Source organism: Frankia sp. RB5, assembly GCF_059816245.1.
This window is the reverse complement of sequence record NZ_JCBATA010000050.1, coordinates 16,986-41,847: the sequence shown is the minus strand read 5'-3', so window position 1 is coordinate 41,847 and position 24,862 is coordinate 16,986. Positions and strand designations below refer to the sequence as shown.

The following is a 24,862-nucleotide window of genomic DNA, read 5'->3' as shown; positions in this document are numbered from 1 at the left end:
CTGAGCCCGAGTCCCCGCACTCCGACCCCGAGTGTCCCCAAGCCGAGTGTGCCGAAGCCGAACGCCCGTGATCGAGGAGCGGCGAGACGTGCTGGTCGACGTGTTCAAGGTTGTGCACTGGATGAACGTCCGGAAGATGACGAGCCACGAGCTCGCGGACCGGCTCCATCTCGAGGTGGAGGAGTTCGGCCGGCTGCTCGCCGCCGACGAGCTCGACCTGGCCGACGAGGTCGCCGAAGCCCTGGCCCGACACCTGGAGATCGAGCTCCCGCAGCTGCGGGGGAGCACCGCCGCGACCGACGTGGTGGTCCGCACCGCCGCCGAGCTGCGCGCGACCCGCCGCGTCGTGGCCCGGGACGGCATCGCCTTCTACAACTACTACACGATGGCGGCGCCGCTCGGCCGGGTCGCGCCGGTCATCCTGGACATCCTCTGTCCCGCCGGTCGGCTCCCCGCGCTCAACAACGGCCACCTCGAACCCGCCATCACAGTGAACCTGGGGCCGGGGGACATCCGCGGCCGCTGGGGCTGCGAACTCACGCCGGCGACGTGGCGGCAGATGCGCGCGGGCACCCCCGCCGTGCCCTGGGTGACCGGCGACTCCTACGTCGAGCCGTCCTTCTGCCCGCACACCTACGCGCTCGCGTCCGACCGCCCGGCCCGGATCATCTCCTACACCGGCGAATCCGGCCTGCGGGCGCTGCTGACCGAGGCGAACGCCTGGGCCGACCATGCCTTCGAGGCGATGGTGGCCATGGCCGCCGACGGCTCGCCGGCCGCGGTCCTGCGCGACGCCCTGGCCCGCCGCGGCCACGACCTGACCAGCCTCGCCCGGCGCACCGGCATCGCCCGGGACCGGCTCGCCGTGCTGGCCGACCTGACCCTCGACGAGCTGCGCGCGATCGCCGCCGTTCTCGCCACCGACTACCGCACCCTGCTGCCCGCGCGGCGCCAGCACGACGAGGTCGGCAAGACGTTCTGCTCGGTCGAGGACAGCGTGGCGAGCATCCGCCCCTTCCGCGGCTACCAGGTCGCCGACCTCGCCGCCGCCCCGCACCTGCCCGACCTCACCGGCCTGTACCTGCGCGTCGACGCCGACGCGAGCACACCCGTCGACGTCAGCGCCACCGCCGCTCGTGCGCCGCTCGACCTGTGCGACACCACGCAGACCCACTACTTCGTCCTCGACGGCGACGTGACCCTCTGGTGGCGCCGGGACGACGCCGGCGGGGGAGGCGACGCCGGCGGGGGAGGCGACGGTGGGTGCGCGGCCGGCCGGGCGCGGCTGGGCGCGGACGGCAGCGTGTGGGTGCCGCCGTTCGTCGCGCACGGCTGGACCGGCCACGGCTCGCTGGTGAAGCTCGGCAGCGGGCCGCACCTGTCCTACCAGGACCACCTGGAGCTGTCCAACACGTTCGAGGCGGGACGGGCGCTGCGCCGCGGCCGGCGCGACCGGCTTGCCTGGGGCTACGACGCCCGCAGCGGGGTGCCGGCGTGACGCGTGTCGTCTACACGGATCCGGCGTGGGCCGTCGACGGGCGCGGCGCGCTCGACCCGGCGCTGGCGACGATCGAGCGCGCCGCTCTCGGCGACGGCGTCGACCTGGGCCTCGGCGTGCGCCGCGACGGCCGCTTCCTGCTCGACGGCCCGGAGTTCGAGCGGCACGTCGCCGGCGCGGACGCGCTGGTCGTCTACCGCGCCCGGGTGACGGCCCGGCTGCTGGACGCGGTGGGTCCGTCCTGTCGGGTGGTGGCGCGCCAGGGCGTCGGCCTCGACAACCTGAACGCCGAGCTGCTGCGGGCGCGCGGGCTGTGGGGCTTCCACGTGCCCGACTACTGCGGCGACGAGGTCAGCACGCACACCCTCGCCCTCGCGCTCGCCCTCGAACGCGGCGTGTGCGTCCAGGATCGGCTGGTGCGCGACGGCGCGTGGAACATCCACGCCGGCCGGATCCCCCGGCGCACCGCGGGGCTCACCGCCGGCATCGTGGGCTTCGGCCGGATCGGGCGCGCCACCAGCCGCAAGCTGCACGCCTGCTATGGGCGGGTCCTCGCGTACGACCCGTACGTGCCGGCGGACCTGATGGCCAGCCACGGCGTGACGTCCTGCGCGTCGACGGCGGAGCTGTTCGCCGCGTCCGACGTCGTCGTGCTTCACCCGGAGCTGACCGCCAAGACCACCCGCCTCGTCGACCGGGACGTGCTTCGCGCGGCGCGGCCGGGCGCGCTGCTGGTGAACACCGCCCGCGGCGGGCTCGTCGACCTGCCCGCCGTCCTCGACGCGCTGCGCGACGGGCGCCTCGGCGGATTCGCCTCGGACGTGTTCTCCCCGGAGGACCCGAACGACGACGAGGTCGGCCGGGCGTTGCTGCGCCGGGCGGACGTCATCGTCACCGCGCACCGGGCGTTCCTGTCCGCCGAGTCGGAGGCGAGCCTGCGCCGGCGGGTGGCCGACGGCGTCGCGCACGTCCTGCGTGACGACGCCCCGCCGCCCGCGGGCCGGGTCGCCTGACCCCGCGCACCCGACCCCCGACCCCCGCCCGCAGCCCCCGACCCAGCGAAGCGAACCGACGCGACATGCCCGGTGGAGGACACGCGATGCGCAGAACGACGACCAGGACGTTACGGGAGGTGCTGGCCGACGGGCACGCCGCCCGCGCCGCGGGGGTGCACGACGCGCTGGGCGCGGTGCTCGCCGAGCAGGCCGGGTTCGCCGCCGTCTGGGCGTCCAGCCTCGGCATCTCCGCGGCCCGCGGCGTCCCCGACGCGAGTCTGCTGACGATGACCGACTACCTGCAGGCCGCGGTGCACATCCAGCGCCGCGTCGGCGTCCCCGTCGTCGCCGACTGCGACACCGGGTTCGGCGGCGCCATGAACGTCGCCTACCTGGTGCACGAGTACGAGGCGGCGGGCATCACCGCGGTCTGCATCGAGGACAAGCTCTACCCGAAGCTCAACAGCTTCGCGCCCGGCCAGCAGGACCTGCTCGACACCGCCGCGTTCGCGCGGAAGATCGCCGTCGCCAAGCGGGTCCAGCACGGCGCCGACTTCTTCGTCATCGCCCGCACGGAGGCGCTGATCAGCGGCCTCGGCGTGGACGAGGCGCTGCACCGCGCCCACGCGTACGCCGACTCCGGCGCGGACGCGGTGCTCGTCCACTCCAAGGAACCGACGCACGCACAGGTGGGGGCGTTCCTGGACCGGTGGGACGGGCGGGTGCCGATCGTGCTGGTGCCGACCACCTATCCCGGGTGGCACTTCGACGACGCCGTCAAGGCGGGCGCGTCCCTCGTCATCTACGCCAACCAGGGCCTGCGGGCGACGATCGACGCACTGCGGACCACCTTCGACGCGATCGTCACCCGCGGCGGGTCGGCGGACCTGGAGCCCTCGCTCGCGTCGCTGTCCGACGTCTTCGCGCTCCAGCGGCTGCGTCAGTGGCAGGAGCTGGACGACTGATGGACGCCGAGCGGTTCTGCGCCGTGCTCCGCACGCGCGGCTTCACCGCCGCCACCGGTGTGCCGTGCTCGTACCTCGCCGGCCCGATCGAGGTGTACTCGCGGGCCGGGCGGTACGTGCCGGCGGCGAACGAGGGCGCCGCGCTGGGCATCGCCGCGGGCGGGGCGCTGGCCGGCACGCGGGTCGCGGTGTTCGCCCAGAACTCCGGGCTGGGCAACATGGTCAACCCGCTTGCCTCGCTGCTGATGACCTACGACCTGCCCGTGCTCGCGTTCGTCAGCCTGCGCGGCTGGCCGGACCCGGCGGGCGACGAGCCCCAGCACGCGGTTATGGGCGGGGCCACCGCCGGACTGCTCGACGCGCTCGGTGCCGCCTGGTGGCTGCTGCGCCGCGGGGCGGACGGCCTCGACACGATCCTCGACGAGACCGAGCACGAGCTGGCCCGCGGCCGCCCGGCGTTCGTCCTCGTCGAGAAGGGCGCGGTCGGCTCCGCGCTCCCGATCGCCCCAGTGCCAGTGCCAGCGCCCGCGCCCGCGGGCGAGGCGTCGCGGGCGCCGTCCCGGCTGGAGGTGCTGCGGGCGCTGCTGCCCGAGCTGCGCGGCCTGCCGGTGGTCGCGACGACCGGCTACACCTCCCGCGAGCTGTTCGCGCTGGGCGACGCCGCCAACCACTTCTATATGCAGGGCTCGATGGGGCACGCCGCCGCCGTCGCCCTGGGCCTGGCGTGGACCGCGCCCGCTGGCCGGCCGGTGGTCGTCCTCGACGGCGACGGCGCGGCACTCATGCACCTGGGCACGATGTCGACGATCGGTGCGACGGCGCCGCCGAATCTCGTGCACGTCGTGTTCGACAACGGCACCTACGCGTCCACCGGCGCGCAGGCGACCACCTCGCCGACGACGGACCTCGCCGCGGTGGCACTGGCCTGCGGGTACCGCGCGGTGCGTGGTTGCGCGCGGCCTGAGGACGCGCACTCGGAGTTGCGGGGGATGCTCGCCCGTCCAGGCCCGCACCTGCTTGTCGTACGGGTGGCGGCCACGGACGGCGGGACCGCCCCGCCCCGGGCGACCTCCGCGGTGAGCGCCCCCGACCTGCACCGCCGCTTCCACGCCTGGCTCGCGGAGACGTCCGCGACGCCGGTCGCGCCATGACCGACACCTTCGACGTGGACCTGGGGGCGACGCGCGTGCCGGGTGGGACGCCGAGGGTGGTCCGCGCGCCTGGTGCGATCTCGGTGCTGCCGCGGATGGTGGGCGCGGGGCGGCGCGTGCTGGTGGTGGCCAGTGCCCGGGCGTGGCGGGCTGTCGGGGTCGAGGGCCTGCTGGCAGGCAGTGAGATCGCGCTGTTCTCCGCGTTCACCCCCAACCCGCGCCTGGCCGACGTCGTCGAGGGCGCGCGGGTGCGGGAACGCTGGCGACCGGAGGTGATCGTCGGGATCGGCGGCGGCAGCGCGCTCGACGTGGCCAAGGCCGTTCGGCTGCTGCCCGCCGACGACGTGCGGGCCCGCGCCACGCTGCGCGGGACCGGCTGGGAGCCGTCGGCGGCGCGGCGCCCGCCGCTGGTGCTCGTGCCCACCACCGCCGGCACCGGCGCCGAGGTCACCCGGTTCGCGACGGTCTTCGACGGCCACACCAAGCTGTCGCTGGACCACCCGGCCGTGCTCGCCGACGTGGCCCTTGTCGACCCCGACCTGGCCGCGACCTGCCCGGCGGGCCTCGTCGGCAGCTGCGCCTTCGACGCGCTGTGCCACGCCGTCGAGTCCTGGTGGAGCCGGCGGTCGACCCCGCGGTCCCGGGAGTTCGCGCGCGAGGCGCTGGACGCGCTCGTCCCGCTGCTGCTGCGGCCCCCCACGGCCGCGGACGCCGCCTGCGCCTCGTCCGTCGTTGCCGGTGCGGATGCCGACGGCGGCGCGGATGCCGACGGCGGCGCGGCGCGGCGCGCGGCGCTGGCGGCGGCGGCGCTCGCGGCGGGCCGGGCCATCGATCTCACCCGGACGACGGCGGCGCACGCCTTCGCCTACGGGCTGACCACGCGGTACGGCGTCCCTCACGGGGTGGCCTGCCTGCTGAACCTCCAGTGGCTGCTGACCCACCACCTGGCCGTGGCCCGCCGGCCCGGCACGGCGCCGGAGTTCGCCGCACGCCTCGCGGCCGTCGACGAGCTGCTCGGCCGTGGGCAGCGCGAGCCGGCCGACCATCTCGGCGACGCGTTCGCCCGCTACGGCTGGTCGCCACGGCTGCGGGACTACGGTGTCGGTCCTGATGCGCTCACCGCCCTGGTGAGCGCGGGCCTGGGCTCGCGGGCCCGGGCGGGCAACAACCCGGTCGACCTGGACCCCGACGACGCGCTGCGCGGACTGCGCACGATTCTCTGAACGGCCCGGCGCCCGTCAGTCCCGCGTCGCGGCGGCCGGGACGGGCACGTAGCCGAGGTACTTGTCCACGACGTTGCGCAGGGGAAGGCCGCGCCGCCAGCGGCCGTAGTTGTCGACGAACAGCGCGGCGAGCATGGGCAGGTGGCCGACGACGTCGCCCGCCATGTGCGGCGAGACCAGGACGTTCGGCATGGACCACAGCGGCGAGCCGGCGGGCAGCGGCTCGGTGTCGAAGACGTCCAGCGCCGCGCCGGCGATGATCCCGGCGCGCAGGGCCGCCACCAGGTCGGCGGTCACCACCAGCGCGCCCCGGCCGACGTTGATGAGGCGGGCGGAGGGTTTCATCGCCGCCAGCGCCGCCGCGTCGACCAGGCCCGTGGTCCGTGCTGTCAGCGGGGCGGCGACGACCACGTAGTCGGCGTGCCCGAGCCGCCTGGTCAGCGCGTCGAGGCCGTGCACCACGCCGAAGTCGGGGTCGTGGCCGCGCCCGCCGCGCCCGACACCCTCGACCCGCATGCCCACCGCCCGCAGCGTGCGCGCGACGGCCCGCCCGATCGGCCCGGTGCCGACGATCACCGCGGTGGCACCGTCGACCCGCTCGGCCTCGCGGTACCACCACCGGCGCTCCCGCTGCGCGGCCATCGTCCCGGCGAGATCCTTCGCGAACGCGAGCACGAGGCCGAGCACGTACTCGGCGACCGGGCCCTCGAAGACACCCCGGGAGTTCGTCAGCACGACGTCGCTGTCGCGCAGCGCGGGAAACAGCACGGCGTCCACCCCGGCGCTGGCGACGTGCGTCCAGCGCAGCGCGTCCGCGGCCGGCCAGGCCGCCTCCAGCGCGCTCGAGCGGAAGTCCCAGACGAGCAGCGCGTCCGCGCCGCGCAGGTCGCCGGCGAGCCGGTCGGCCGTGGTGTACCGGACGTCGGCGCCGCGTTCGACCTCCCGCATCCCGGGCGGCCGCCGGTCCGCGCACAGCACCGCGACGGTAGGCCTGGCCGGCGGGTCGGGCCTGGCCGGCGGGACGGGCGCGGTCACCGTCCCCCGGCGCGGCCGCCGCCCGCGGCCGACCAGACCAGCTCGATGCCCTCGGCGAGCTGGGCGTCCGGAATGGTCAGCGGCGGCGCCATCCGGATGCGCTCGCCGTGGCGACCGCCGCTGAACACGAGCGCGCCGGCGGCGAACGCCCGGCGTACGAGATCCCCGCTGGCGACCGCGGTCGGTTCGAAGGACAGCGACGGGCCGACCGCGTGCACGGCCCGTGCCAGCCCCGCCGCTCGCAGCCGGTCGGCGAGCTCCGTCAGCCGGGCACCGACGGCCGCGGCCAGGCCCGTCACGTCCGTGCCGTCGATGAAGCGGGTGACCTCGTGCGCGGCGGCGGTGCCCAGGGTGCCCGTCTGGAAGGTGTGCGCGAGGTAGAGGGGACCCGCGCCCGCCTCCAGGAAGCGCCGGTAGACGACGGCGGACAGCGGGTACATCCCGTTCGTCAGCGACTTGCTGTACAGCACGATGTCCGCGTCCAGACCCCAGGCCGCCGACGGGCTGAACATCCCGTGCCGGAAGAACCCACACTGGATCTCGTCGGCGATGGTGACCACCTCGGCCGCCGCCGCGGCGGCCGTCAGTTCGCCCAGCCAGTCCCGGTCGAGCGGCACATACCCGCCGGCGCCCTGCACCGGCTCGTAGATCAGGCAGGAGACGTCGTCCCAGTCGCGGGGAACGGCACCGACCGGCAGGTGCACCACCTCGGGCGCGAGCCGGTCGGCGAAACCCGTGTCGTGCAGCGAGAAGGCGCGCTGCACGCTGGTGAGCGCCGCCGCGTCCACCCCGAGACCGTGGAAGGCACCGTCGATCGACATCACCCGGCCGGGCCGGCGCCGCCGCGCCAGCGCCAGCGCCGCGGCGACCGCGAAGCTGCCCCCCACCTGGTAGAGAACCCGCCGGCTGTCCGGCGCCGGCAGCCGGCCGCACAGCCAGCGCGCCACCTGCTCCGCCTCCGGCCCGTGGAAGAGCCCGGTCAGGTCGGACGAGGCGGCGAGCGCCCGCTCGATCGACGGGTTGCGATGGCCGAAGTTGACCGCGGCGTAGGCCGACATGAAGTCGGTGCACCGGTGCGCCCGGCCGTCGGTGTCGACCAGGTCCAGGGTGGCATTGTCGGCGTGGGCCAGCGTGTAGCGCCGGTCGAGCACGCCCCCCTCGTCCAGCCGACTCTGGAATCGCTCCGCGGTACGCGGCGCCGCCTCGACAATGGTCACCGCAGCTCCTCCGGCCCAGCCGAACCCGGTGCTCGGTCGCACCCGCCGGCCCACTATGAGCCGCCGCCGGCGCGCCATGGTCCCGCGCCGGGCAATCACAATCGGTCTATGACGGCCCGCTATCGGATATGCGGGCGTCAACCGGTGAGGGAGTGCCAGAAGTCGTAGTTGTGCTCGCGGGCGAGGTCGACGGGGGCGGTGCCGTTCGCTCCGGGGGCGAGAGCCAGGACGGTCGTGCCGGTGGACGGGGTGAACGGCGCCCAGGTGGGGGCGCCGGGGCCGCTGGGATCGCCGGTGCGGGCGAAACGGCTCCAGTAGCCGACCATCTCGTCGGACAGGCGCTGCTGGTCCACGGTGAGCGGGCCGGTGTACTGGGCGTTGTCGAACAGGTACTGCAGCTCGCTGGCATGGGCGGCGCCGGTCGGGAAGCTCGGCCGCGGCGGCTGGGACGCCCACGGCGCGCCGTCGTCGGCGAACTCGTAGGCGTACGTCGGGACCTGCCGGGCGAGCAGGCGGGACGTGTCGAGCGCGGGCGCCGCCCAGGTGTAGTCCGTCCACACCGCGGCCAGGGCCAGCGACGGCGAGGGATAGTCCTTCACCGGGTAGCGGGCGAAGACCCTGGCGGCCTTCGTCGGGCCGAACACCGCGGCGATCGTCGCGGTGTAGTCCACGCTGGTGGCCTCGTGCCGGGTGTAGAACTCCTCGCCGGCGACGAACGTGCGGTGCTCCTGGCGGGTCGTCCCCTGCATCACCGGCACCCTCGGGAACCGGCCGGACGTGAGCGCCTCGGTGGGGCTGACCGGCAGCACCCCGCCGCCCACCACCGGCCCGTACCCCTGCCCACCGGCGGTCACCGCCAGCAGCCCGGCCACGGGTTGCCGGCGCAGGCACGCCGCGACGGACGCCGCCGCCGGATCCTTCGTCGACCTGGACGTGCAGCCGACGGCGGAGGACAGGGTCTGCCCCGCCTTCTCGGCGGTCGCGCGGGGCCGGGGCAGCCAGTCGCCCGGGTAGGGCCACCGGCCCGCCATCGTGCACGGCCCGCTCTGGATGATCGCCCGCTGGAACAGCCCCGCGCTGCCCGGCGCCGCCAGATGGGCGCAGGTGCTCGCCCCGCCCGCGGACTCGCCGGCGACCGTCACGTTCGACGGGTCACCGCCGAACGCCGCCGCGTTGCGACGCACCCAGCGCAGCGCCGCCTGCTGGTCCTCCAGCCCGTAGTTCCCGGAAAGCCGCTGGTCCTGGCCGCCGTTGCCGGTGCCGTTGAGGGCCGGATGGGCGAGGAATCCGAGCACACCGAGCCGGTAGTTCAGCGTGACGACGACGAGGCCGCCCTGCTCGACGAGCTGGCGGGCACCGTAGAGATCGCTCGAGCCGGAGTAGAACCCGCCGCCGTGGATCCACACCAGCACCGGGCGCGGTGTTGTCGCGGCGGTCTGGCCGCCCGGGGCGGTCACGTTGAGGTACAGGCAGTCCTCGTTGTCGCTCGGCCGGTCACCCATGAACCCCACCGACTGCGCGCAGGTGGGCCCCGGCCGGGTGGCGTCCCGCGGCGCGCTCCACGGCGCGACCGGCTGCGGCGACCGCCACCGCAGCTCCCCGACCGGCGGCGCCGCATACGGAATCCCCTGAAACGTCCGCACCGCCCGGCCGACCGTCCCCACCACCGGCCCGGCGTCCGTCCCCACCTCCGTCGTGTCCACCGCCTGGTCCCCGCCGGCTGGGGCAGCGTTCACCCTGTCCTCGGCGTGCGCCGTCGCCAGGCCGTCGCCACAGCCGACCAGGCCCAGGCTCGTGCTCATGGCGAGCGTCGCCGCGGCCGCCAGCGAGGCGAGCCGGCGCATCCACGGGCGCGCGGTTCGGCTCGTCGTCGCGCCACGTCGCCCGGCTGGGCCCGTCGTCGCATCGGAGCGTCCAGCCGGGCTTGCCGTCGCCTCCGGGCGACCGGTGTCCCCAGCGGGTCGTCCGGCGTCGATCCTGATAATCGTCCGACCTCCACCTTGGCGGCCACGCGTCGGCGCCGCCGCGATCACGTCTCGTCCCAGAGACGATCCTGTCGCTCGGCGGATGCCTGAACGCGGGGCGTAACTCCCGAACCTCGGGGTAGGCCTGGACCCGCCCGGGAGGCCCGCGGGGCCGCCGGGCGGGGAACCGGATGGCTCACCGCGTTCCGCGGAACGTATCCGACGCCGCCTGCGGCACCCACCGCTCACGGCCCGTTCGGGCGTCAGCGCTGCGGCCGGGAAGCCTGCGGCCGCGGAATCGGTGTGCCGGGGGCGAGCCGGCGCACAGCGGGGACGTGGTCGTCGAGCTCGCCCACCTCGAACCTGTGGTTCCCGATCACCCACCAGAACCGCCCCTGGGCCTCCCCGTCCAGGGAGTACGAGCCGTCGGGCAGCACAACCGCGTGACCGCCGTCCGGCAGTGGCACCAGGATCGCGATCTCCTCGGCCAGCGTGGCGTCCCACAGGCGGATGGTGTTGTCATCGGCGCTGGTGGCGAGGGTGTGGCCGTCGGGGGAGAACGCCATCGTGGAAATCATGGCGAGGTGGCCGGTGAGGACGCGGCGCACTGTGCCGTCGTGGGCGTCGGCGATGAGTACGGCGGAGCCGCAGGCAAGCGCGAGGGTCTGGCCGTCGGGGGCGCAGGCGATCGCCATGACGGAGCTGATCTGCGGTGCGATCACGGTAGGGGTGTCTGCTGGCCGGCACGTACGGCGACGCTGAGGAGTGGGTCCGCTGGGGCATGCCCACCGAGGAGGAGCGCGCCGGTCCAGCGTGTGTCGGTGAAGGCTGCGGTGGCTCGCAGGTCGACGTCGGTCAGACGCGCGCCGGTCAGGTCGGCGTCGGTGAGGTCGGTGTGGGCGAGGCCCGCGTTGGTGAGGTCGGCGCCGCGCAGGTCGGCGCCGCGCAGATCCTGGTGGGACACGTCGCGGCCGGACAGGTCCTGGCCGGCGAGCTGGGCGTGGCCGAGGCTGGCGGGCCGGGACAGCCGTGCGTCGATCCGCAGGACGAGGACGAGGACGAGCGCGTTCGCGTTGGCTGTCGCGGACGCCGAGCGGTCGAGGATGATCTGCTCCGCCAGACCCTCCGCGAGGGTCGTGCCGAGTGGTGACGACGACCTTGGCACTGCCCTGCGCGGCGGCGAGCAGGGTGGTGAGGTGCTCGGTGGCGCGGGCGTAGGTGACGCGGACGGCCAGTTCGTCGTAGCCGTCGAAGAACAGCGCGATCCGGCCCTCGCGCAGCAGGTAGTGGAAGGCGGCCAGGTCGAAGCGGTCCTCGTCCGCGCCGGCGAGGTGGGAGGCGACGAGCTGGTCGAGGCTGTGGGACTTGTCGAGGTCGCGCAGCTCGATGGCCCAGTGACGCCCGTCGAATAGCGGCCGGCGACCTGCTCGGACACCCGGTTGACGACCTCTGGACTGAGGGGGTCCTCGCAGACCAGGACGACCCGCTCGGTGGTGAACCCCGTCGTGGTCGCGGTCCCTCAGCCACAGGTGCGCGGGCGCGGTCGGACTCGCATTCACGGCCTGAAGCTCGGCCTGCGGAAAGCGGAGCCGAGTGATCTGCTCGACCCGCCGCAGCGACGATCCGAATCGCGCGGTGCGCCGCAGCCGAGATGGTGAACGGGAGTCCTCGACCTCGACCACCCGGTCCGGGCGATCCCCGCACCCATGGTCGCCAGCCTTCTCGGCTGACAGGGGTCACGCCATGCGCTCCTTGGTGGAAAGGTCAGGAGAGCAGGACGTCGCAGAAGACGCCGGTGAATCTTCCATAAACTCCGGGGAGTTCGCCGGCGGCGGCGCAGATGAACGTCTTTCCGGCTTCGCCCTTCGCGCCGAGGCCGAGTCCGGGAACGGCCGCACCGGAATCGCAACCCCAGCCAAGGGCGGTGTTACAGGGTAGGCCGCTGCCGTGCTTGGCGGTGGCGCCGCGAACGAACCAGTCCTTCAACGCCGCGCGCGACCGGTCACCGAACCGGCCATCCGGGATCACGCTCGGCACATAGCGGCGCTGGAAGGCCTGCACCAGCGTGAGGGTCGTCTGCCCGTAGACCCCGTCGATGGGGGCCAGCGACACCTTGGTGCCCACCGCCCAGTTCATCCACGTCTGGAGGCTGATGATGCAGGACCCGACCGTGCCCACATACATCAGGCCGCACTCACTCATCTCCAGGGTGATGTGCGTCCGTGCCGGCGACGTGACCGTCGTCGCGTGAGCTGGGGACGCGGCGGTGGCAACACCGCCCACGGCCAGTGCGGCGGCTATCCCGACCGCGGCAAGACGACGTCCGACAATACGAGTGAACCTCATGCGCGCCACCCCGATTGCTTCGCAAATCCGATGGAATCCATGCGAACAGCCGTCACCCGACCTGCCAGCGACTGACGTGCCGCGAGGAAACCCCCCGATGATCGGTTCCCGACGATCAGCCCGGAGCTTACTCGATCTACGACGACCCCGAGGGTGATTGGACCGACCGACGCGTCCATCCACGGCTACGGACTGACAAGCTGGCGGACCGGTGTCAGGACGGGGTGTAGAGGTCGGCGGGGGATGCCGCCGAGCAGACCGTCGGGATCGCAGTCGTCCACGCGTACGGGCAGCACCTGGCGGGCCGCGCCATCGGGGTCCTTGCGCCAGGCGGCCAGCCACGTCGCCTGCGAGGTGCCCGCGGTCTGCGCCAGGAGAGTGCGGGACAGCACGACGAGCACGCGGCGCGACCGGCGCAGCCCCTCGTCGACCCGTCGGGCGATGTTGTCGCCGCCGACGGAGTCCCACAGCTCCAGGAATGTGGTGAACGGCTCCGGGCTCAGGCTGTCGGATCCGGCGGCGGGTGCGCGTTGCGCCGCCTCCAGGGTCCAGGCGATCCACGCGGCCCAGACGCGGTCCGTCGCGTTGTCCGCGCCGCAGACAAAGAAGTCGCGATGACCTGATGTTCCCCCACGATCCCCCACAGTGGGCAGCCTGCCACAATCCGGCGCTGATCCTGCCGGCTGGGTTGTCGGCGGGGTGACCGGCTTATGCCGGGCGTGCGTCGTTCGGGTTCGGGCGGACGCCGGCCCACAGGGTGTCGCGGGCGCGGGTGATGGCGACGAAGAGCTGGCGGCGTTCGAGGCGGAGGCGTTCGCGGTATCCGTCGTCCGACTCCGACGGCTGCCGGGGCGGCGGGAAAAGGTTTCGGTCGGGCAGCGCGACGTGGGTGAAGTCGAGGCTCTTCGACCGGTGATAGGTGCCGACCTTGACGGACGGGTTGCCGCCTCCCTCATAGCACTCGAGCGAGACCGCCGGGATCCTGTTCCGGAGGAGAACACGCAACCAGGTCGCGGCCTCGGCATTCGTCGGGGCGAGGACGGCCATGTCTCCGAAGCGGGCGTCCCGTTCGGTGTGCAGGCGGGTCAGGTGCGCGCACAGCGCCGCCTCCTGCGCCGCCCTGTCCGCCACGGCGGCCTCGTGGACCTCGCCGCCGTGCTGGACCACCTCGACCTCGCGACGGCCGCGTTCCTGCACACCGTCGAGATCGTCGAAACTGTCGTCGCCGACGACCGCCTGGGCGTAGCGCACGATGTTCTCGCGGTTGCGGTAGTTGCGCGTGAGCACCGTGGACCGCCCGACGACGGAGATGCCCGCCTCGGCGAGGGTGAAGCCGCCGGGGTAGATCGTCTGCTGGCCGTCGCCGACGAGGAGCAGACCGCCGGGCCGGTCGCCGACGCACGCGTGCAGCAACTGGACGGCGACGCAGCCCAGGTCCTGCACCTCGTCGACGATCACCGCGTCGTACCGGCGCCTGCCCCCCCGCATCCGACTGCGCGCGGACGTGATCGCGGGCCAGGCGCAGCAGGTCCCCGCCGTCGAGGACACGGCGCTCCTCCCGGAGCTTCTCGTACCGCTCGAACAGCGCCCACACCGCGCGCCGGTGGACGGGCTGCAGCGGCGTGCTGCGCCCCACCCGGGACAGCCGCGCGTACTGCTCGGCGTCGGTCAGGCCACGGGACTTGATGACGACGAAGACCTCCTCCTTCCAATAGTCGAGGGGAAGGCCGAGACGAGCGAGTTCGGAATGCTGCCCGACCTGGGCCCACGCGCGCCAGAAGCAGGTCCCGGCCGCCTTCTCGTCGTACGGTCGGGTCTCGCCGCTCTCCTCCAGGCAACGCTTCGCGACGGTGTGCACGTTCATGAACTCGATCCGGTCGACGTGCTCCGGAGCCATCCTGGCCATCAGTGCGCGATACACCGGCCCGAGTGATTTCACCAGCGTGGTGAACAGCACCCGCTCTCCGCGTGCGGCGAGATATTTGGCCCGGTGCAGCGCGACGACCGTCTTGCCGGTGCCGGCCGCACCGCGGATGCGCGCCGGACCCGAATAGGTGCGGCTGGTCAGGCGGGCCTGCGTGGGATGCAGCCAGGTCATCCAGCCCTCGATGGGCTCCCGGCCCGCCGCGTCCAGCAGCTCCTGCCACAGCTCGTCCCGGCTGAACAGCTCCTCCTGCTCGGCCTGCGTGGCGGCGGGCAGCGGACGCGGTGCGGACGCGGCTGGCCTGCCAGCACCAGCACCGGCACCGTTCACCGGGCGGCGTCCCCGCCGCGGTGTGGAGGCAGCCGGCCGTGCCGGCGTCGGCGTTGCCGGGAGGGAGAGGGGCGGGGGGTCGTCCCGTGGCATGGGCGGGCAGCCCTGATCAAGCTCTTCCTTGACCCTTTCGACGAGCTCGGGGGACAGCCGGGCGCCACGGCGTGCGAGGTCGCGGGCGAGGTCCTGCTCGCCCAGGAGGACGATGCGGCCGAGCTGGTGGCGGATGTTGCGCCGCCCCGCCAACACGAGCATCGCCACGACCTCGGTCGGCGGCAGTCCCGCCGCGATCAGCACATCCTCGACCGCGACCGTCTGGTCGGTGAGTTTCACCAGGTGGTCGGAGGCGTCCGCGTCCCCGCGCAGCAGCCGGCCATCCTCGACGGTCGCCTCGCGCCAGTTCTTCACGTCGATGACGAAGACGCCGCCGTGGCCCACGAGGATCACGTCGATGTTGGCCCTGCGCGTCCCGGGCCATCGCCTGTCCGGCAGGACATGCCAGCGGGCGTCGTCCATGCCGACGAGGACCTGCACGACGTCCTGCTCGCCGCGGGCCCCCGCCGCCCAGTTCTCCTGCTGCCGGCGCAGTACGGACAGGACCTGCTCGTAATGGGTGATCTGGCGCTGGACCCCGTCGATGTCCAGGCCGAGCTGGACCGCCCGGCCGAGCGCCGACGGCGGCCGGCTGAGGTCGGGCGTGGCGTCGCGAGGAGTGGCTGTCGGCGATCCGTTCGCGGGCACGTCACAGCCTCCTCACCCTGGGTCAGGAGCAAGTATGCAGCAAAAGGATGCCTTTAGCTAAGATTTGCTTCCTTTGGGCTTGGGTAGCGCTACCGCTATCTTTCGAATGGACGTTCGGAAAGCCGTCGGCGGGCCGGGGGACTCGCGGCCGGTCGCGGCGGCTCAGGCGGTAGAAGGAGATCCGCTCACGTACCAACGCTCAGCGCAGACCTTGTGGCAGGCGCGACCGTGATCATCGAGGAGGTTGGTGTCGCCGTCGCCGTAGATACACGGCGCGGAGATCTCGGACCAGTGTGAGTCGTCGCTCCAGTCGAGGACCACCGATGTCACCGGTAGTACGGCGAGCGCGCCGGAATGGTCCCGGTCGCAACGCGCGTGGGAACCCGCGCCGCGTAGCCGGCCGGGTCTCGGGGGCGCCGCTCTCTCGGCGGCGATGACCTGCAGGTACACCTGTGCATCGTTCGCCGGTACCCAGTAGTGATGCCGGCCGCGGAAACGTACCGAGAGGAGCTTCCTTTCCGGTACGAGTTCGGCCAGCCGGTCGACGGTGAGGCCGCCGAACACCGGCTCCGCCGAGTACTTCGGATGCGTACCGCGGCAATGGCGCAGATGCCCTGCCGGGCAGGTACCGAAGTGCTCCAGGGTGCACGGCCGCGGGCGGATACGGCCGACGCCGCTGGCGACTGTCCAGCTGCCACGTTTGTGGACGACGCTCCAGGGCAGCTGGTTGGTGCCCAGGGAAGGCACGGCGGCGGACCAGGCCGGCGGCCGGTCATTGCCGTGGAGCCACATGGTCTGCACCCCGGCGGCCCGCGTCCGGGAATCACGGCGGGCGGCCGTCTCCTTGGTGAGCCGGCTTCGCTGGACCTCGGCGCCGACGGGCACGAGGCCACCGGTGATCAGGACATCGGGGCGGCTGCTCCGAAGCCGTCCCTCCTGCACGGCTTCGTAACCGGCGTCTTCCGCACTGCGCTGCAGATAGTCCTGCTGACGTTTGTGCTCGTCACTGACGCCAGTCCCGGCCCGGTGCGTGACGCCGCTGTCGTAGTGGCAGGCCACGCGGGTCCTGCCACGAAGCTGAAAATAGACAGGGGCGTCGGGAGCGGAACAGTCGGCGAGGGCGCACACGAATCGCCCTCGATCTTTCCCTGTGAGCCGCCCCCGCCACTGGTCGAAGATGGTGGACTCGTTCGGGCCGCCGAGATCGGGTTCCCCGAAGTCAAGGATGGCCCCGGACTCGACATGCCTCACCAGGGCTACCACGCGCCGTGCTGCTTTCGTCCGAGTGCGGGGGCCGTGATGGCCAGTATCGCTTTCCGCGCCCAGCCGCCCCCTGGCGTCATCGAAGAATCCTCCTCGGGTCGACCTCCCGAGCATACGCGTACAGCGATCGCAGGTATCCCTGAAGGAGCGGCAATGTCCTGCCTACGACCTCGATACCCGTCCTGATGAGTGGAGAAGAAGGATGATCTTCCGGCCGAGGAATTGCGACGCCAGTCGACGGCGGGCAGGGTAGTCGTGTCGCTGCCCAAACGTGTCGACGACGCTCGACGCCTGCTCCCTCCACGGCCCCGTCTGGATGTCAGCGGCTGCGGCTGGCACCGAGCTGGCTGGCACCGAGCCGGCTGGTGCGCAGATGGTCGAGGGCGGAGTCGAGTGCCGCCTCCAGATGGCGGGTGCTGCCGGTGGACATCTGGATGACGACGCCGCCCTGAATGCCGGCGAGGATGGCGGCGGCCACCGTGTCGGCGTCGAGGCGAGGGTCGATCTCGCCCGCGTCGTGCAGGTGGCGTACCCCGGTGGCGATCTCGGCCTGCCAATGCTGCATCAGCTCGGTGACGACGGCCTGCGAACCGGGGGAGGTCGCGCCGAGATGCGCGGTCAGGACGTGCAGCGGGCAGCGCCGGCCCTGGCGGCGGTAGCGCTCGACGACCGTGTCCCGCCAGGCTGTCCAGCCGTCCCACGTGGTGAGGTTGCCGAGCTGAGGCTGCTGGTCACGCAGCACCGTCTCGGCCTCGAAGCGGGCCACCGCGAGCAGCAGCTCCTCGCGGCCGCCGGGAAAGTAGTGGAACAACTGGCTCTTGCTCGTCCGGGTGTGGGCCCGGATGTCGTCCAGCGTCGCGGCGGCGACGCCGAGATCGCGGATCACCGCGGACGCGCCCTCGACGATGCGCGCCCGCGTGGCGGCGCCCTTCGGTGTCAGCCCGGTCACCAGCGCCTCCGCCTCACCTGTGCCTCGCGAGTGCCGAGCCCTCCCAGGCGCCCTGCGTCCCGCCGTTCTGGACTTGCAAGTCCAATTTTATCTCGGCAGGGTGGCGACCGCATCGCCCCGCCACACCGACAGGAAGGCCCGATCGTGAGCACCGATCTGCGCGGACGCACGGCTCTCGTCACCGGATCCACCGACGGCATCGGCGTCGCCATCGCCCGCGGTCTCGCCGCTGCGGGCGCGCGTCTCGTTGTCAGCGGGCTGAACGCGCAGCGCGGCGAGAAGGTCGCCGCCGCCATCGCCGAGTCCGGCGGCGCCGCCGAGTTCGTCCGTGCCGACCTGGCCGACAGCGCGGATGTGCGACGCCTCGCCGCCGAGGCGCAGCGCATCGCCGGGGGGCCGCTCGACATCCTGGTGAACAACGCGGCCATGCTGCTCGATCCGACCCCGACCGCCGAGGTCGCCGAGGAGACGATCGACCGCGCGCTGGCCGTCAACGTCAGGGCGGTGTTCCTGCTGACCGGGCTGCTCGCCCCGCCGATGGCGGACCGCGGCCGGGGCGCGATCGTCAACCTCGGTTCGATCAGCGGCCTGTTCGGCTCCAGCGGCTCCGCCCTCTACAGCACCACCAAAGCCGCGATCCACTCACTGACGAAGTCCTGGGCGGCCGAGTACGGGCCCTCGGGCGTCCGGGTGAACGCGGTGGCGCCGGGGCCGACCACCACCGAGAAGGTCCAGGCCATGGCCGACTACCTCGCGCCGCTCATCGCCGGCCTGCCGTCCCGTCGCCCCAGCACCCCCGAGGAGGTCGCGGCCGCCGTGCTCTTCCTCGCGGGTGACGCCGCGTCCAACATCCATGGCGCCATCCTGTCCGTAGACGGCGGCCGGGCGGCCATCTGACCAATCGCCGGGTGAGGTCACCGGGTCGCTGCGCGGGCCTCCGGTGGGCCGAACAGGCGGGCGAAGCCGGCGTGGTCGCCGTAGTCCCGGGACTCGATGATCTGCCCGTCCCGCACGCGGACGACGAAAATGTTCGGCACCTCGAACGCGGCGCCGTCGCTGCTGCGGGTGGCGGCGTAGGCGAACTCGACGACCACGACCACGACCTCGGGGTCGGTGGTGCGGTGCACGACCGTGTTCGTCGGTTCGAAGCTGTCGACGCCGCCGAGCTGGTCCGTGGCGGCGAAGTGCTCGCGCAGCCGCGCCGGGGTGAGGCCGGCGAGATCCGCCGCGACGTGACGGTTGACGAGGTCTACCTGCTGATCCGCGGCCTGGCCCAGGTCACCGCCACCACCCCCACCCCGCCGCCGGTGCTCGCCCGCGCCATCGACGTCATCCTCGCCGGCCTATCCACCTGACGGCCCCGCCCACCGCCACAATCGCGAAAAAGCGTGTTACCGCGGGAACGCTTCGCCGGCTCCGGAGCCAGGAGTGGCCGTCGCCAGTGCCGCGAGTCCGGCCTGGCCGGCGGATCAGTAACGGACGGGGCTCTGGCGGAGTGGGGGGTAGACGGTGGAGGGTTCGCCGTCGACGGTGGTGCCGGCGAACTGGAGCATCGCGCGCAACTCGCCGTGCATCGGGGCCGGGTAGTCGAGCGTCGGGGCCGAGATGTCGTCGAGGTTGCGCAGGTGGGCGGGGGAGAGGGTGACGTCCACGGCGGCGAGGTTGGCGGTGAGCTGGTCTGCGCGGCGGGCGCCGACGATCGGCACGACGGTGCCGGGGCGGGAGCGCAGCCAGGCGAGCGACACCGCCGCGGGGGTCGTGCCGAGGTCGTCGGCGATCGCGGTGACGGCGTCGATGACCACGAAGTCCGCCTCGCTCGGGCCGCCGACATACGTGGACCGGGCCGAGTCGGTGACCTCGGCGCCACGGCGGTACTTGCCGGACAGGAAGCCGTTGCGCAGCGGGCTCCACGGGACGAGCGCCATGCCCTGGTCGTCGGCGAGGCCCGCGAGTTCGCCCTCGACGGTCCGCGCGAGCAGCGAGTACTCGACCTGCAGCGCGATGAGCGGCGTCCAGCCGCGCAGCAACGCCGTCGTCTGCGCCTGGGCGGTGAACCAGGCGGGGGTGTTGGAGAAGCCGAGGTAGCGGACGCGGCCGGTGCGGACGAGGTCGTCGAGGGTGCGCAGGGTCTCCTCGACGGGGGTGTTGCGGTCCCAGTTGTGCAGCCAGTACAGGTCGAGGTAGTCGGTGCGCAGCCGGCGCAGGGTCTCGTCGAGCTGGGCGAGGATCGCGCCGCGGCCGGCGCCGCCGCCGTTCGGGTCGCCGGGGTACATGTTCGTGAAGAACTTCGACGCCAGGACGACATGCTGACGCCGCCCCGGACGCCTGGCGAGGTAGTCGCCGAGGATCGCCTCGGAATGGCCGTTGGTGTAGAAGTTCGCGGTGTCGAGGAAGTTCCCGCCGCGGTCGAGGTAGGCGTCGAGGATCCGGTGCGACTCCTCGACGTCGCAGCCGGCGCCGCCGGGATCCTCCCCGAACGTCATCGCGCCAAGGGCGAACGGGCTCACCCGCAGCCCCGAGCGACCGAGGGTGACGTACTGGTCCAGAGCGGCGGGACGGTCCGGCGTGGCGGAGTGATCGAGTGGCATGCGTTCATGTAAACGCGGGCGGAGGACCTCGGGGTAGGCGAATCCGCGCGTGGTCTTGCCTGATCCTACTGAGATCGAGCGGATCGGACCGGCATCGCTCGGCCTGGCGTGGTTGGCTGAGGACGTGCTGAACGCCCCGGAGCTGCTGGCCGAGATCCGCGCGATCGTCGCCGCACGGGCCCGGCCGGACCTGCGCACGGAGATCGACGGGCTGCTGCTGTCGCGGGTCGAGACGGCGGAACCCGACTACTCGCTGACCGAGCCGCTGCTCGTCGTCCTGGCCCAGGGCGGCAAGAGGCTGCTGCTGGGCGAGCACACCTACGAGTACCGAGCGGGGCAGTGTCTCGTCGTGGCCGCCGATCTTCCGGTCACCGGCCACTTCCTCGGCGCGAGCCCGACGAGCCCGGCGCTGGGCGTGGGGCTGGCGCTGCGGCCCGCCGTCCTCGCGCCGCTGCTGCTGGAGATCCCGCCCGTCGTGCGAGGCGCCGGCGCCGCCGAAGCGCGGCAGCACGCGATCGCCACGGGCGACGCCGGGCCGCAGTTGTTGGACGCGGTGGCGCGGCTGCTGCGGTTGCTCGATCGTCCCACCGACCGCGCTGTGCTCGCGCCGCTCGTCGAGCGGGAGATCCTCTGGCGGCTGCTCACCGGCCCGCACGGTGCCATGGTTCGGCAGATCGGCCTGGCCGACAGCGGCCTGTCCCACGTCCGGCGTGCCATTCATTGGATTCGCGACAACTACGCCGAGCCGATGCGGATCGAGGACGTCGCCCGGCTGGCCGCGATGAGCCCGTCGGCGTTCCACCGACACTTCCGCGCGGTCACCGCGATGAGCCCGCTGCAGTTCCAGAAGAGGATCCGGCTCCAGGAGGCCCGAGTGCTGCTGGTCGGTGGCGCGGGCGACGTCGCGGGCGTCGGTCATCTGGTCGGATATGACAGTCCGTCGCAGTTCAACCGCGAGTACCGCCGCCAGTTCGGCGTCCCACCCGGCCAGGACGCCATCCGGCTGCGCGCCGCCGCGACGACGGCCGACGCCGGACGCCCCGAGCGCCGCCTGCCCTGAGGCGGGTCGTGCGGCAGGCGAGGTTCCTGGACGACGGGCCGCCTGGAGGGTCGCGACCCGCCGTCCAGGAACCTCGCGGGAGGAGGCTCCCCGAGGTGTCCCGGTCTCAGACGGCGGCGGCCAGCGAGCGCGGTGCCATCGCCGCTGACCCCCCGCCGGCCCCGGCGCCGAGGGCGGGCCCCGGCTCCAGCGGCCAGCCCATCAGGTCGGCGTATTCCAGCAGCCGGGAGCTCGCGTTGCACGACACCGCCCCGATGACCTTGCCCGCCCGGGTGTAGCAGGCGATGAACTCCAGGTCCCGGGGGGAGCCCTCGGCGAGCCGGCAGGCGTCGGCGAGGCCCGGACGGCCCACGCCGGACAGCTGCACGCCGAACTGCTCGGTCCAGAACCGGGGCAGCGGCATGAACGGCGGCGCCTGCTCCGGGCCGAGCAGCAGCGAGTCGGCGGCCGCCTGGCCGTGCTCCGACGCCGTGATCCAGTGCTCGACGCGCCGGGGCGTCTCGTCGATGCGCAGGTTCGGCCAGCGTGCGACGTCGCCCGCGGCCACCACCGACGGCACCACCAGGGGCACGCCGCCCTCCGGCGCGGCGGTGACGGCGTGGCAGGCCGCGGTGGTCAGCACGCCGTCGCTGATGTCCAGGCCGGATCCTTGCAGCCAGCGGGTCGTCGGCAGCCCGCCGACGGCGACCACGGCGGCATCGGCGTCGACCCGGCTGCCGTCGTCCAGCCAGATCCGCACGCCGCTGGACGGCCGGTTGCGGTCCTTCGGCGAGTCGGCGGTGGCCCAGCGGACCGGGTTGCGGCCCAGCAGCAGGTTGACGTGGTTCTGCCGGTGCACCCGGGTCATCACCCCACCGACCTTGGCGCCGATCGCCGAGCCCATCAGCGCGTCACCGCGGCCGATGACGGACACTTCCATGCCGCGCTTGCGCAGGCTGGACGCCACCTCGCAGCCGATGAAGCCGGTGCCGACGATCGCGACGTGGCGCACGTTGTCCGCGAGCCGCCGCACGAGGCCGCGGCCGTCGGACAGGTCGCGCAGCGCCCAGACGTTCTCCGACCAGATCGGCGCGCCCTTGAGGTGACGGGACTCGACACCGGTGGCGATCACCACGCCGTCGTACTCGAGTTCCTCGCCGCGAGGCAGGATCACCCGGTTGCGGGCGACGTCGAGGCCGACCGCGCGGGTGCCGAGGCGCCACATCGCGTCCAGGTCGCGGTACACCGGCAGGCGCAGGTCGTTGAGCCGCCCGACCTGGGCGATCATCGCTTTTGACAGCGGCGTGCGGTTGTACGGTTTGTGCGGCTCCTCGCCGACGAACACGATCGGTCCGTCGAAGCCGCGCTCTCGCAGGCGCTCGGCGGCGCGCAGCCCCGCGATGCCGGCGCCGACGATCACGACCCGGCGCGACGGCGGCTTGTACTCGAGACGGGTCTGCCCGACCCGCACCAGTGCCTGGGCGATGTCCGGACTGCGTCGACGGGAGTTCATCAGGGCTCGGTCCTCAGGGCGATGGCCTGCATCGGGCACAACCGCGCCGCCTGGCGGACGCTCGGCATCTGCTCCGAGGGCGGGGCGGCGTCGTAGTAGAGGCGGCCGTCCTGGGCGACCAGGAAGCTGGCCGGCGCCTCCATCTGACAGATGGCGTACAGGTGGCACTTGTTGTTGTCGACGCTCACCACGGAGCGTCCCGCCCTCCGGGGGGTACGGCCCTGCCGGCGGCGCACGCTGGGCTGGAAGGACGGCCCGGGCTCCGCGCGGCGGATCGGCGTGTATCCGTATCCGCCGAGGTCGGCGAGCGGGGCGACGTCGAGGGGCCCGGTCGGCGGGGACACGGGCAGGGGCACGGGCACGGGCAGCGGACCACTGGCATCGATGACCGGATGCGAACCGCTGGTCGCGGGCCCGAGCGGCTCGATCGCGGCGACCTGCGCGCCGGCGGGCGCGACCTCGCCGGCAGCCGCGATCGGCCCGGTGTTCACGATGGGACCGGTGCCTGCGACGGGCCCGGTGTTCACGATGGTCCCGGTGTTCACGATGGTCCCGGTGTCCGTCACGACGGGAGCGACGGTCCAGGTGTTCTGGCCCGTGGACGGTGGATACGTGGCGAACGGCCCCGTGTTGACCGTGCCGGCTGAGTCCCACCTGGCCGAGTCCCACCTGGCCGAGTCCCACCTGGCCGAGTCCGACCTGGCTGATTCGAAGCTGCCGGTGTCGAATCTGCCCAGGTCGAAGGAGCCGGTGTCGAGAGGGCTCGGCGTCGCGGGGCCCGCGGCCAGGGGGTCGGCGCCAAGCGGGTGGGCGCCAAGCGGGTGGGCGCCAAGCGGGTGGGCGCCAAGCGGGTCGGCGCCAAGCGGGTCGGCGCCGGGAGGCGTGGCGCCGCGAGGGCCGGTTCCGCCGGCGGGAGCGGCCATGCCGCCGGGGCTGATCCGCAGGGGGGCCGCGGAGCCGGCCGGGCGGTCGTTCCCGCGGCGCGGCTCGCTGGGCGGCGGGAACGGCGGCGGTGGGTTTCTCACCAGCTGGGCGCCACCGGCCTGGCCGGCGGAGTTCGTCCACCCGGCCAGGCCCGAGTACACCGCCAGGTACGGGTCGTCCGCTGCCCGCTCTGGCAGCCGCTGAGCCGGCGGCGCCCAGCCGGCCGGGCGGAATCCGTCGGGCCTGGCGCCCGGAAAACCATCGTCACCGACGATAGATCCCATTCTCGAATTCCTCCACAACGTCGAACCACTGGTCGGGCTGGTCCTGCTTCATCGCAGGCGAGAGAACCCGCATCACGGTGAGTACGAGGGCCACGAACAGGACGGCCGCCATCGCCGCCCAGATGACGCCGAAGTGCTGCTCTCGCGATGCCACCGCGCTGTGTACCGCGATCAGGACGAATCCCGGGTAGCTGAGCCAGTGGAGCCAGCGCCACCGGCGGTAGTTCATGCGGTGCTGGAACCAGATGGAGATCGTGACCACCACCACGACCTCCAGCCCGAGTATGCCGGCCGAGATCGAGGACGCGGCTCCACCGAGCCAGGGCAGCAGTATCTTGCTCTGGGTGTAGTACACGTCGTGGCGGAAGTACTGCACCTGGGCGTGCATGACCGCGAATCCGAGTGCCAGCACCGTCAGCATGAGGTGGCCGCCGTAGAGGGTCTGACGGCGAATCTGCCGGTCGGCCATGCGGGTGGCCAGCAGAATACCCCAGATGACGGTGGCCGCCATCAGGAAAAAAGCGGTGTAGCCAAGAATGCCGGCGATATGGGTAAGGGTCGAGTCGGACGTGACCCCAGGGCGGATCTTCGGTTTTGCAACTACGGTCAATGCAGTACTCAGCGACGTGCTCGCCAAGGTAACCCTCCGGGATCATCCCCCCCGGTAGCACCTCGGGACAAACGGTAGCAGAGGGGTCTGATACGCACCAGACCGGATACCACCCCGAGCCCGTCTCCGGCGTCGACCGTCACCGTCCCGACAGGCGGGGCCGGGTAGCAGTTTTCCGAGGGTTGTGACTCGGGGCGTGACCTGGTCGTCCGTGGGCGGAACGCGAAGGTCGCGGGTCGGCGACAGGGCGTCGATGCCGGTTCCCGCAGGTGAGCCTTCACCCGAACGTGCCATCCTGCCCAA

The 24,862-nt window shown here is 73.0% G+C and carries 24 protein-coding genes and 1 pseudogene; 9 read left to right on the top strand and 16 right to left on the bottom strand.

Annotated elements, in window-relative coordinates; genetic code table 11:
- Positions 1-88: 88 nt before the first annotated feature.
- The 5 genes from AC6EXY_RS23480 to AC6EXY_RS23460 all read left to right on the top strand — a co-directional run bounded on the left by AC6EXY_RS23480 (position 89) and on the right by AC6EXY_RS23460 (position 5,832).
- Positions 89-1,498 carry a helix-turn-helix domain-containing protein gene (locus tag AC6EXY_RS23480; RefSeq protein WP_499818154.1) on the top strand — a complete coding sequence of 470 codons (1,410 nt, stop codon included), beginning with the start codon at positions 89-91 and terminating at the stop codon, positions 1,496-1,498.
- Positions 1,495-2,511 carry a C-terminal binding protein gene (locus tag AC6EXY_RS23475; protein ID WP_499818153.1) on the top strand — a complete coding sequence of 339 codons (1,017 nt, stop codon included), beginning with the start codon at positions 1,495-1,497 and terminating at the stop codon, positions 2,509-2,511. Before AC6EXY_RS23480 ends, AC6EXY_RS23475 begins: the two co-directional genes overlap by 4 nt.
- Before the next feature lie 86 nt (positions 2,512-2,597).
- A complete protein-coding gene (locus AC6EXY_RS23470) occupies positions 2,598-3,458 on the top strand; it encodes an isocitrate lyase/phosphoenolpyruvate mutase family protein (RefSeq protein ID WP_499818152.1) in 861 nt (286 codons plus the stop codon).
- On the top strand, positions 3,458-4,609 hold the full coding sequence (aepY, locus tag AC6EXY_RS23465; RefSeq protein ID WP_499818151.1) for a phosphonopyruvate decarboxylase: 1,152 nt from the start codon (positions 3,458-3,460) through the stop codon (positions 4,607-4,609). Before AC6EXY_RS23470 ends, aepY begins: the two co-directional genes overlap by 1 nt.
- Positions 4,606-5,832: a phosphonoacetaldehyde reductase gene (locus AC6EXY_RS23460; protein WP_499818150.1), complete on the top strand. Its 1,227-nt coding sequence runs from the start codon at positions 4,606-4,608 to the stop codon at positions 5,830-5,832. The genes aepY and AC6EXY_RS23460 overlap by 4 nt, the downstream gene beginning before the upstream one ends.
- Positions 5,833-5,847: 15 nt before the next feature.
- Here AC6EXY_RS23460 and AC6EXY_RS23455 read toward each other — a convergent pair whose 3' ends face one another.
- The 5 genes from AC6EXY_RS23455 to AC6EXY_RS23435 all read right to left on the bottom strand — a co-directional run bounded on the left by AC6EXY_RS23455 (position 5,848) and on the right by AC6EXY_RS23435 (position 11,213).
- Positions 5,848-6,867 carry a D-2-hydroxyacid dehydrogenase gene (locus AC6EXY_RS23455; RefSeq protein WP_499818149.1) on the bottom strand — a complete coding sequence of 340 codons (1,020 nt, stop codon included), beginning with the start codon at positions 6,865-6,867 and terminating at the stop codon, positions 5,848-5,850.
- Positions 6,864-8,084: an aminotransferase class III-fold pyridoxal phosphate-dependent enzyme gene (locus tag AC6EXY_RS23450; protein ID WP_165818656.1), complete on the bottom strand. Its 1,221-nt coding sequence runs from the start codon at positions 8,082-8,084 to the stop codon at positions 6,864-6,866. Before AC6EXY_RS23450 ends, AC6EXY_RS23455 begins: the two co-directional genes overlap by 4 nt.
- A 137-nt stretch (positions 8,085-8,221) precedes the next feature.
- Positions 8,222-9,886, bottom strand: coding sequence for a carboxylesterase/lipase family protein (locus AC6EXY_RS23445; RefSeq protein WP_499818148.1), 1,665 nt, complete (start codon positions 9,884-9,886; stop codon positions 8,222-8,224).
- Positions 9,887-10,311: 425 nt separating this feature from the next.
- The gene (locus tag AC6EXY_RS23440) at positions 10,312-10,770 is read right to left on the bottom strand and encodes a WD40 repeat domain-containing protein (protein ID WP_101835717.1); all 459 of its coding nucleotides are present in this window, start codon (positions 10,768-10,770) and stop codon (positions 10,312-10,314) included.
- Positions 10,767-11,213, bottom strand: a complete 447-nt coding sequence (locus AC6EXY_RS23435) for a pentapeptide repeat-containing protein (protein WP_499818147.1) — start codon at positions 11,211-11,213, stop codon at positions 10,767-10,769. The genes AC6EXY_RS23440 and AC6EXY_RS23435 overlap by 4 nt, the downstream gene beginning before the upstream one ends.
- Here AC6EXY_RS23435 and AC6EXY_RS23430 point away from each other — a divergent pair.
- Positions 11,185-11,460 carry a hypothetical protein gene (locus AC6EXY_RS23430; RefSeq protein WP_133150885.1) on the top strand — a complete coding sequence of 92 codons (276 nt, stop codon included), beginning with the start codon at positions 11,185-11,187 and terminating at the stop codon, positions 11,458-11,460. The two genes, AC6EXY_RS23435 and AC6EXY_RS23430, sit on opposite strands and share 29 nt — an antisense overlap.
- 352 nt (positions 11,461-11,812) lie before the next feature.
- On the opposite strand, the gene AC6EXY_RS23425 is transcribed toward AC6EXY_RS23430, so the two are convergent.
- The 6 genes and pseudogenes from AC6EXY_RS23425 to AC6EXY_RS23400 form a co-directional block, all read right to left on the bottom strand.
- Positions 11,813-12,403: a peptidoglycan-binding domain-containing protein gene (locus tag AC6EXY_RS23425; RefSeq protein ID WP_499818146.1), complete on the bottom strand. Its 591-nt coding sequence runs from the start codon at positions 12,401-12,403 to the stop codon at positions 11,813-11,815.
- A gap of 176 nt (positions 12,404-12,579) precedes the next feature.
- A complete protein-coding gene (locus tag AC6EXY_RS23420; RefSeq protein WP_165818217.1) occupies positions 12,580-13,038 on the bottom strand; it encodes a toll/interleukin-1 receptor domain-containing protein in 459 nt (152 codons plus the stop codon).
- Positions 13,039-13,102: 64 nt separating this feature from the next.
- Positions 13,103-13,942 (bottom strand): 3'-5' exonuclease, encoded by an 840-nt coding sequence (locus AC6EXY_RS23415; RefSeq protein ID WP_499818145.1) that lies wholly within the window; start codon positions 13,940-13,942, stop codon positions 13,103-13,105.
- 1,018 nt (positions 13,943-14,960) lie between these two features.
- Positions 14,961-15,164, bottom strand: a pseudogene (locus AC6EXY_RS23410) (nuclease-related domain-containing protein); the annotation flags it as partial.
- 387 nt (positions 15,165-15,551) lie between these two features.
- The gene (locus tag AC6EXY_RS23405; protein ID WP_499842409.1) at positions 15,552-16,652 is read right to left on the bottom strand and encodes a competence protein CoiA family protein; all 1,101 of its coding nucleotides are present in this window, start codon (positions 16,650-16,652) and stop codon (positions 15,552-15,554) included.
- 319 nt (positions 16,653-16,971) lie between these two features.
- Positions 16,972-17,601, bottom strand: a complete 630-nt coding sequence (locus AC6EXY_RS23400) for a TetR/AcrR family transcriptional regulator (protein WP_243407157.1) — start codon at positions 17,599-17,601, stop codon at positions 16,972-16,974.
- A gap of 144 nt (positions 17,602-17,745) precedes the next feature.
- Between AC6EXY_RS23400 and AC6EXY_RS23395 the strand changes: the two genes are divergently transcribed.
- Positions 17,746-18,498, top strand: a complete 753-nt coding sequence (locus AC6EXY_RS23395; protein ID WP_499818144.1) for an SDR family NAD(P)-dependent oxidoreductase — start codon at positions 17,746-17,748, stop codon at positions 18,496-18,498.
- Positions 18,499-18,515: 17 nt separating this feature from the next.
- Here AC6EXY_RS23395 and AC6EXY_RS23390 read toward each other — a convergent pair whose 3' ends face one another.
- Entirely contained in the window at positions 18,516-18,728 is a 213-nt protein-coding gene (locus AC6EXY_RS23390) for a nuclear transport factor 2 family protein (protein WP_499818143.1), read from the bottom strand.
- On the opposite strand from AC6EXY_RS23390, the gene AC6EXY_RS23385 reads away from it, so the two are divergent.
- Positions 18,723-18,956 carry an SbtR family transcriptional regulator gene (locus AC6EXY_RS23385; RefSeq protein WP_499818142.1) on the top strand — a complete coding sequence of 78 codons (234 nt, stop codon included), beginning with the start codon at positions 18,723-18,725 and terminating at the stop codon, positions 18,954-18,956. The two genes, AC6EXY_RS23390 and AC6EXY_RS23385, sit on opposite strands and share 6 nt — an antisense overlap.
- Before the next feature lie 114 nt (positions 18,957-19,070).
- On the opposite strand, the gene AC6EXY_RS23380 is transcribed toward AC6EXY_RS23385, so the two are convergent.
- Complete coding sequence (locus AC6EXY_RS23380; protein ID WP_499818141.1) at positions 19,071-20,189, bottom strand: aldo/keto reductase; 1,119 nt, start codon at positions 20,187-20,189, stop codon at positions 19,071-19,073.
- A 49-nt stretch (positions 20,190-20,238) separates the two neighbouring features.
- On the opposite strand from AC6EXY_RS23380, the gene AC6EXY_RS23375 reads away from it, so the two are divergent.
- Positions 20,239-21,249, top strand: coding sequence for an AraC family transcriptional regulator (locus tag AC6EXY_RS23375; RefSeq protein WP_499842408.1), 1,011 nt, complete (start codon positions 20,239-20,241; stop codon positions 21,247-21,249).
- Positions 21,250-21,355: 106 nt separating this feature from the next.
- Here the strand turns inward: AC6EXY_RS23375 and AC6EXY_RS23370 are convergent, their stop codons facing one another.
- The 3 genes from AC6EXY_RS23370 to AC6EXY_RS23360 are packed head-to-tail and all read right to left on the bottom strand — an operon-like array spanning position 21,356 to position 24,586.
- The gene (locus AC6EXY_RS23370) at positions 21,356-22,741 is read right to left on the bottom strand and encodes an NAD(P)/FAD-dependent oxidoreductase (protein WP_101830168.1); all 1,386 of its coding nucleotides are present in this window, start codon (positions 22,739-22,741) and stop codon (positions 21,356-21,358) included.
- Positions 22,741-23,949 carry a ferredoxin gene (locus AC6EXY_RS23365; protein WP_499818139.1) on the bottom strand — a complete coding sequence of 403 codons (1,209 nt, stop codon included), beginning with the start codon at positions 23,947-23,949 and terminating at the stop codon, positions 22,741-22,743. The genes AC6EXY_RS23370 and AC6EXY_RS23365 overlap by 1 nt, the downstream gene beginning before the upstream one ends.
- Positions 23,930-24,586 carry a ferric reductase-like transmembrane domain-containing protein gene (locus AC6EXY_RS23360; protein WP_101830169.1) on the bottom strand — a complete coding sequence of 219 codons (657 nt, stop codon included), beginning with the start codon at positions 24,584-24,586 and terminating at the stop codon, positions 23,930-23,932. The genes AC6EXY_RS23365 and AC6EXY_RS23360 overlap by 20 nt, the downstream gene beginning before the upstream one ends.
- Positions 24,587-24,862 lie beyond the last annotated feature (276 nt).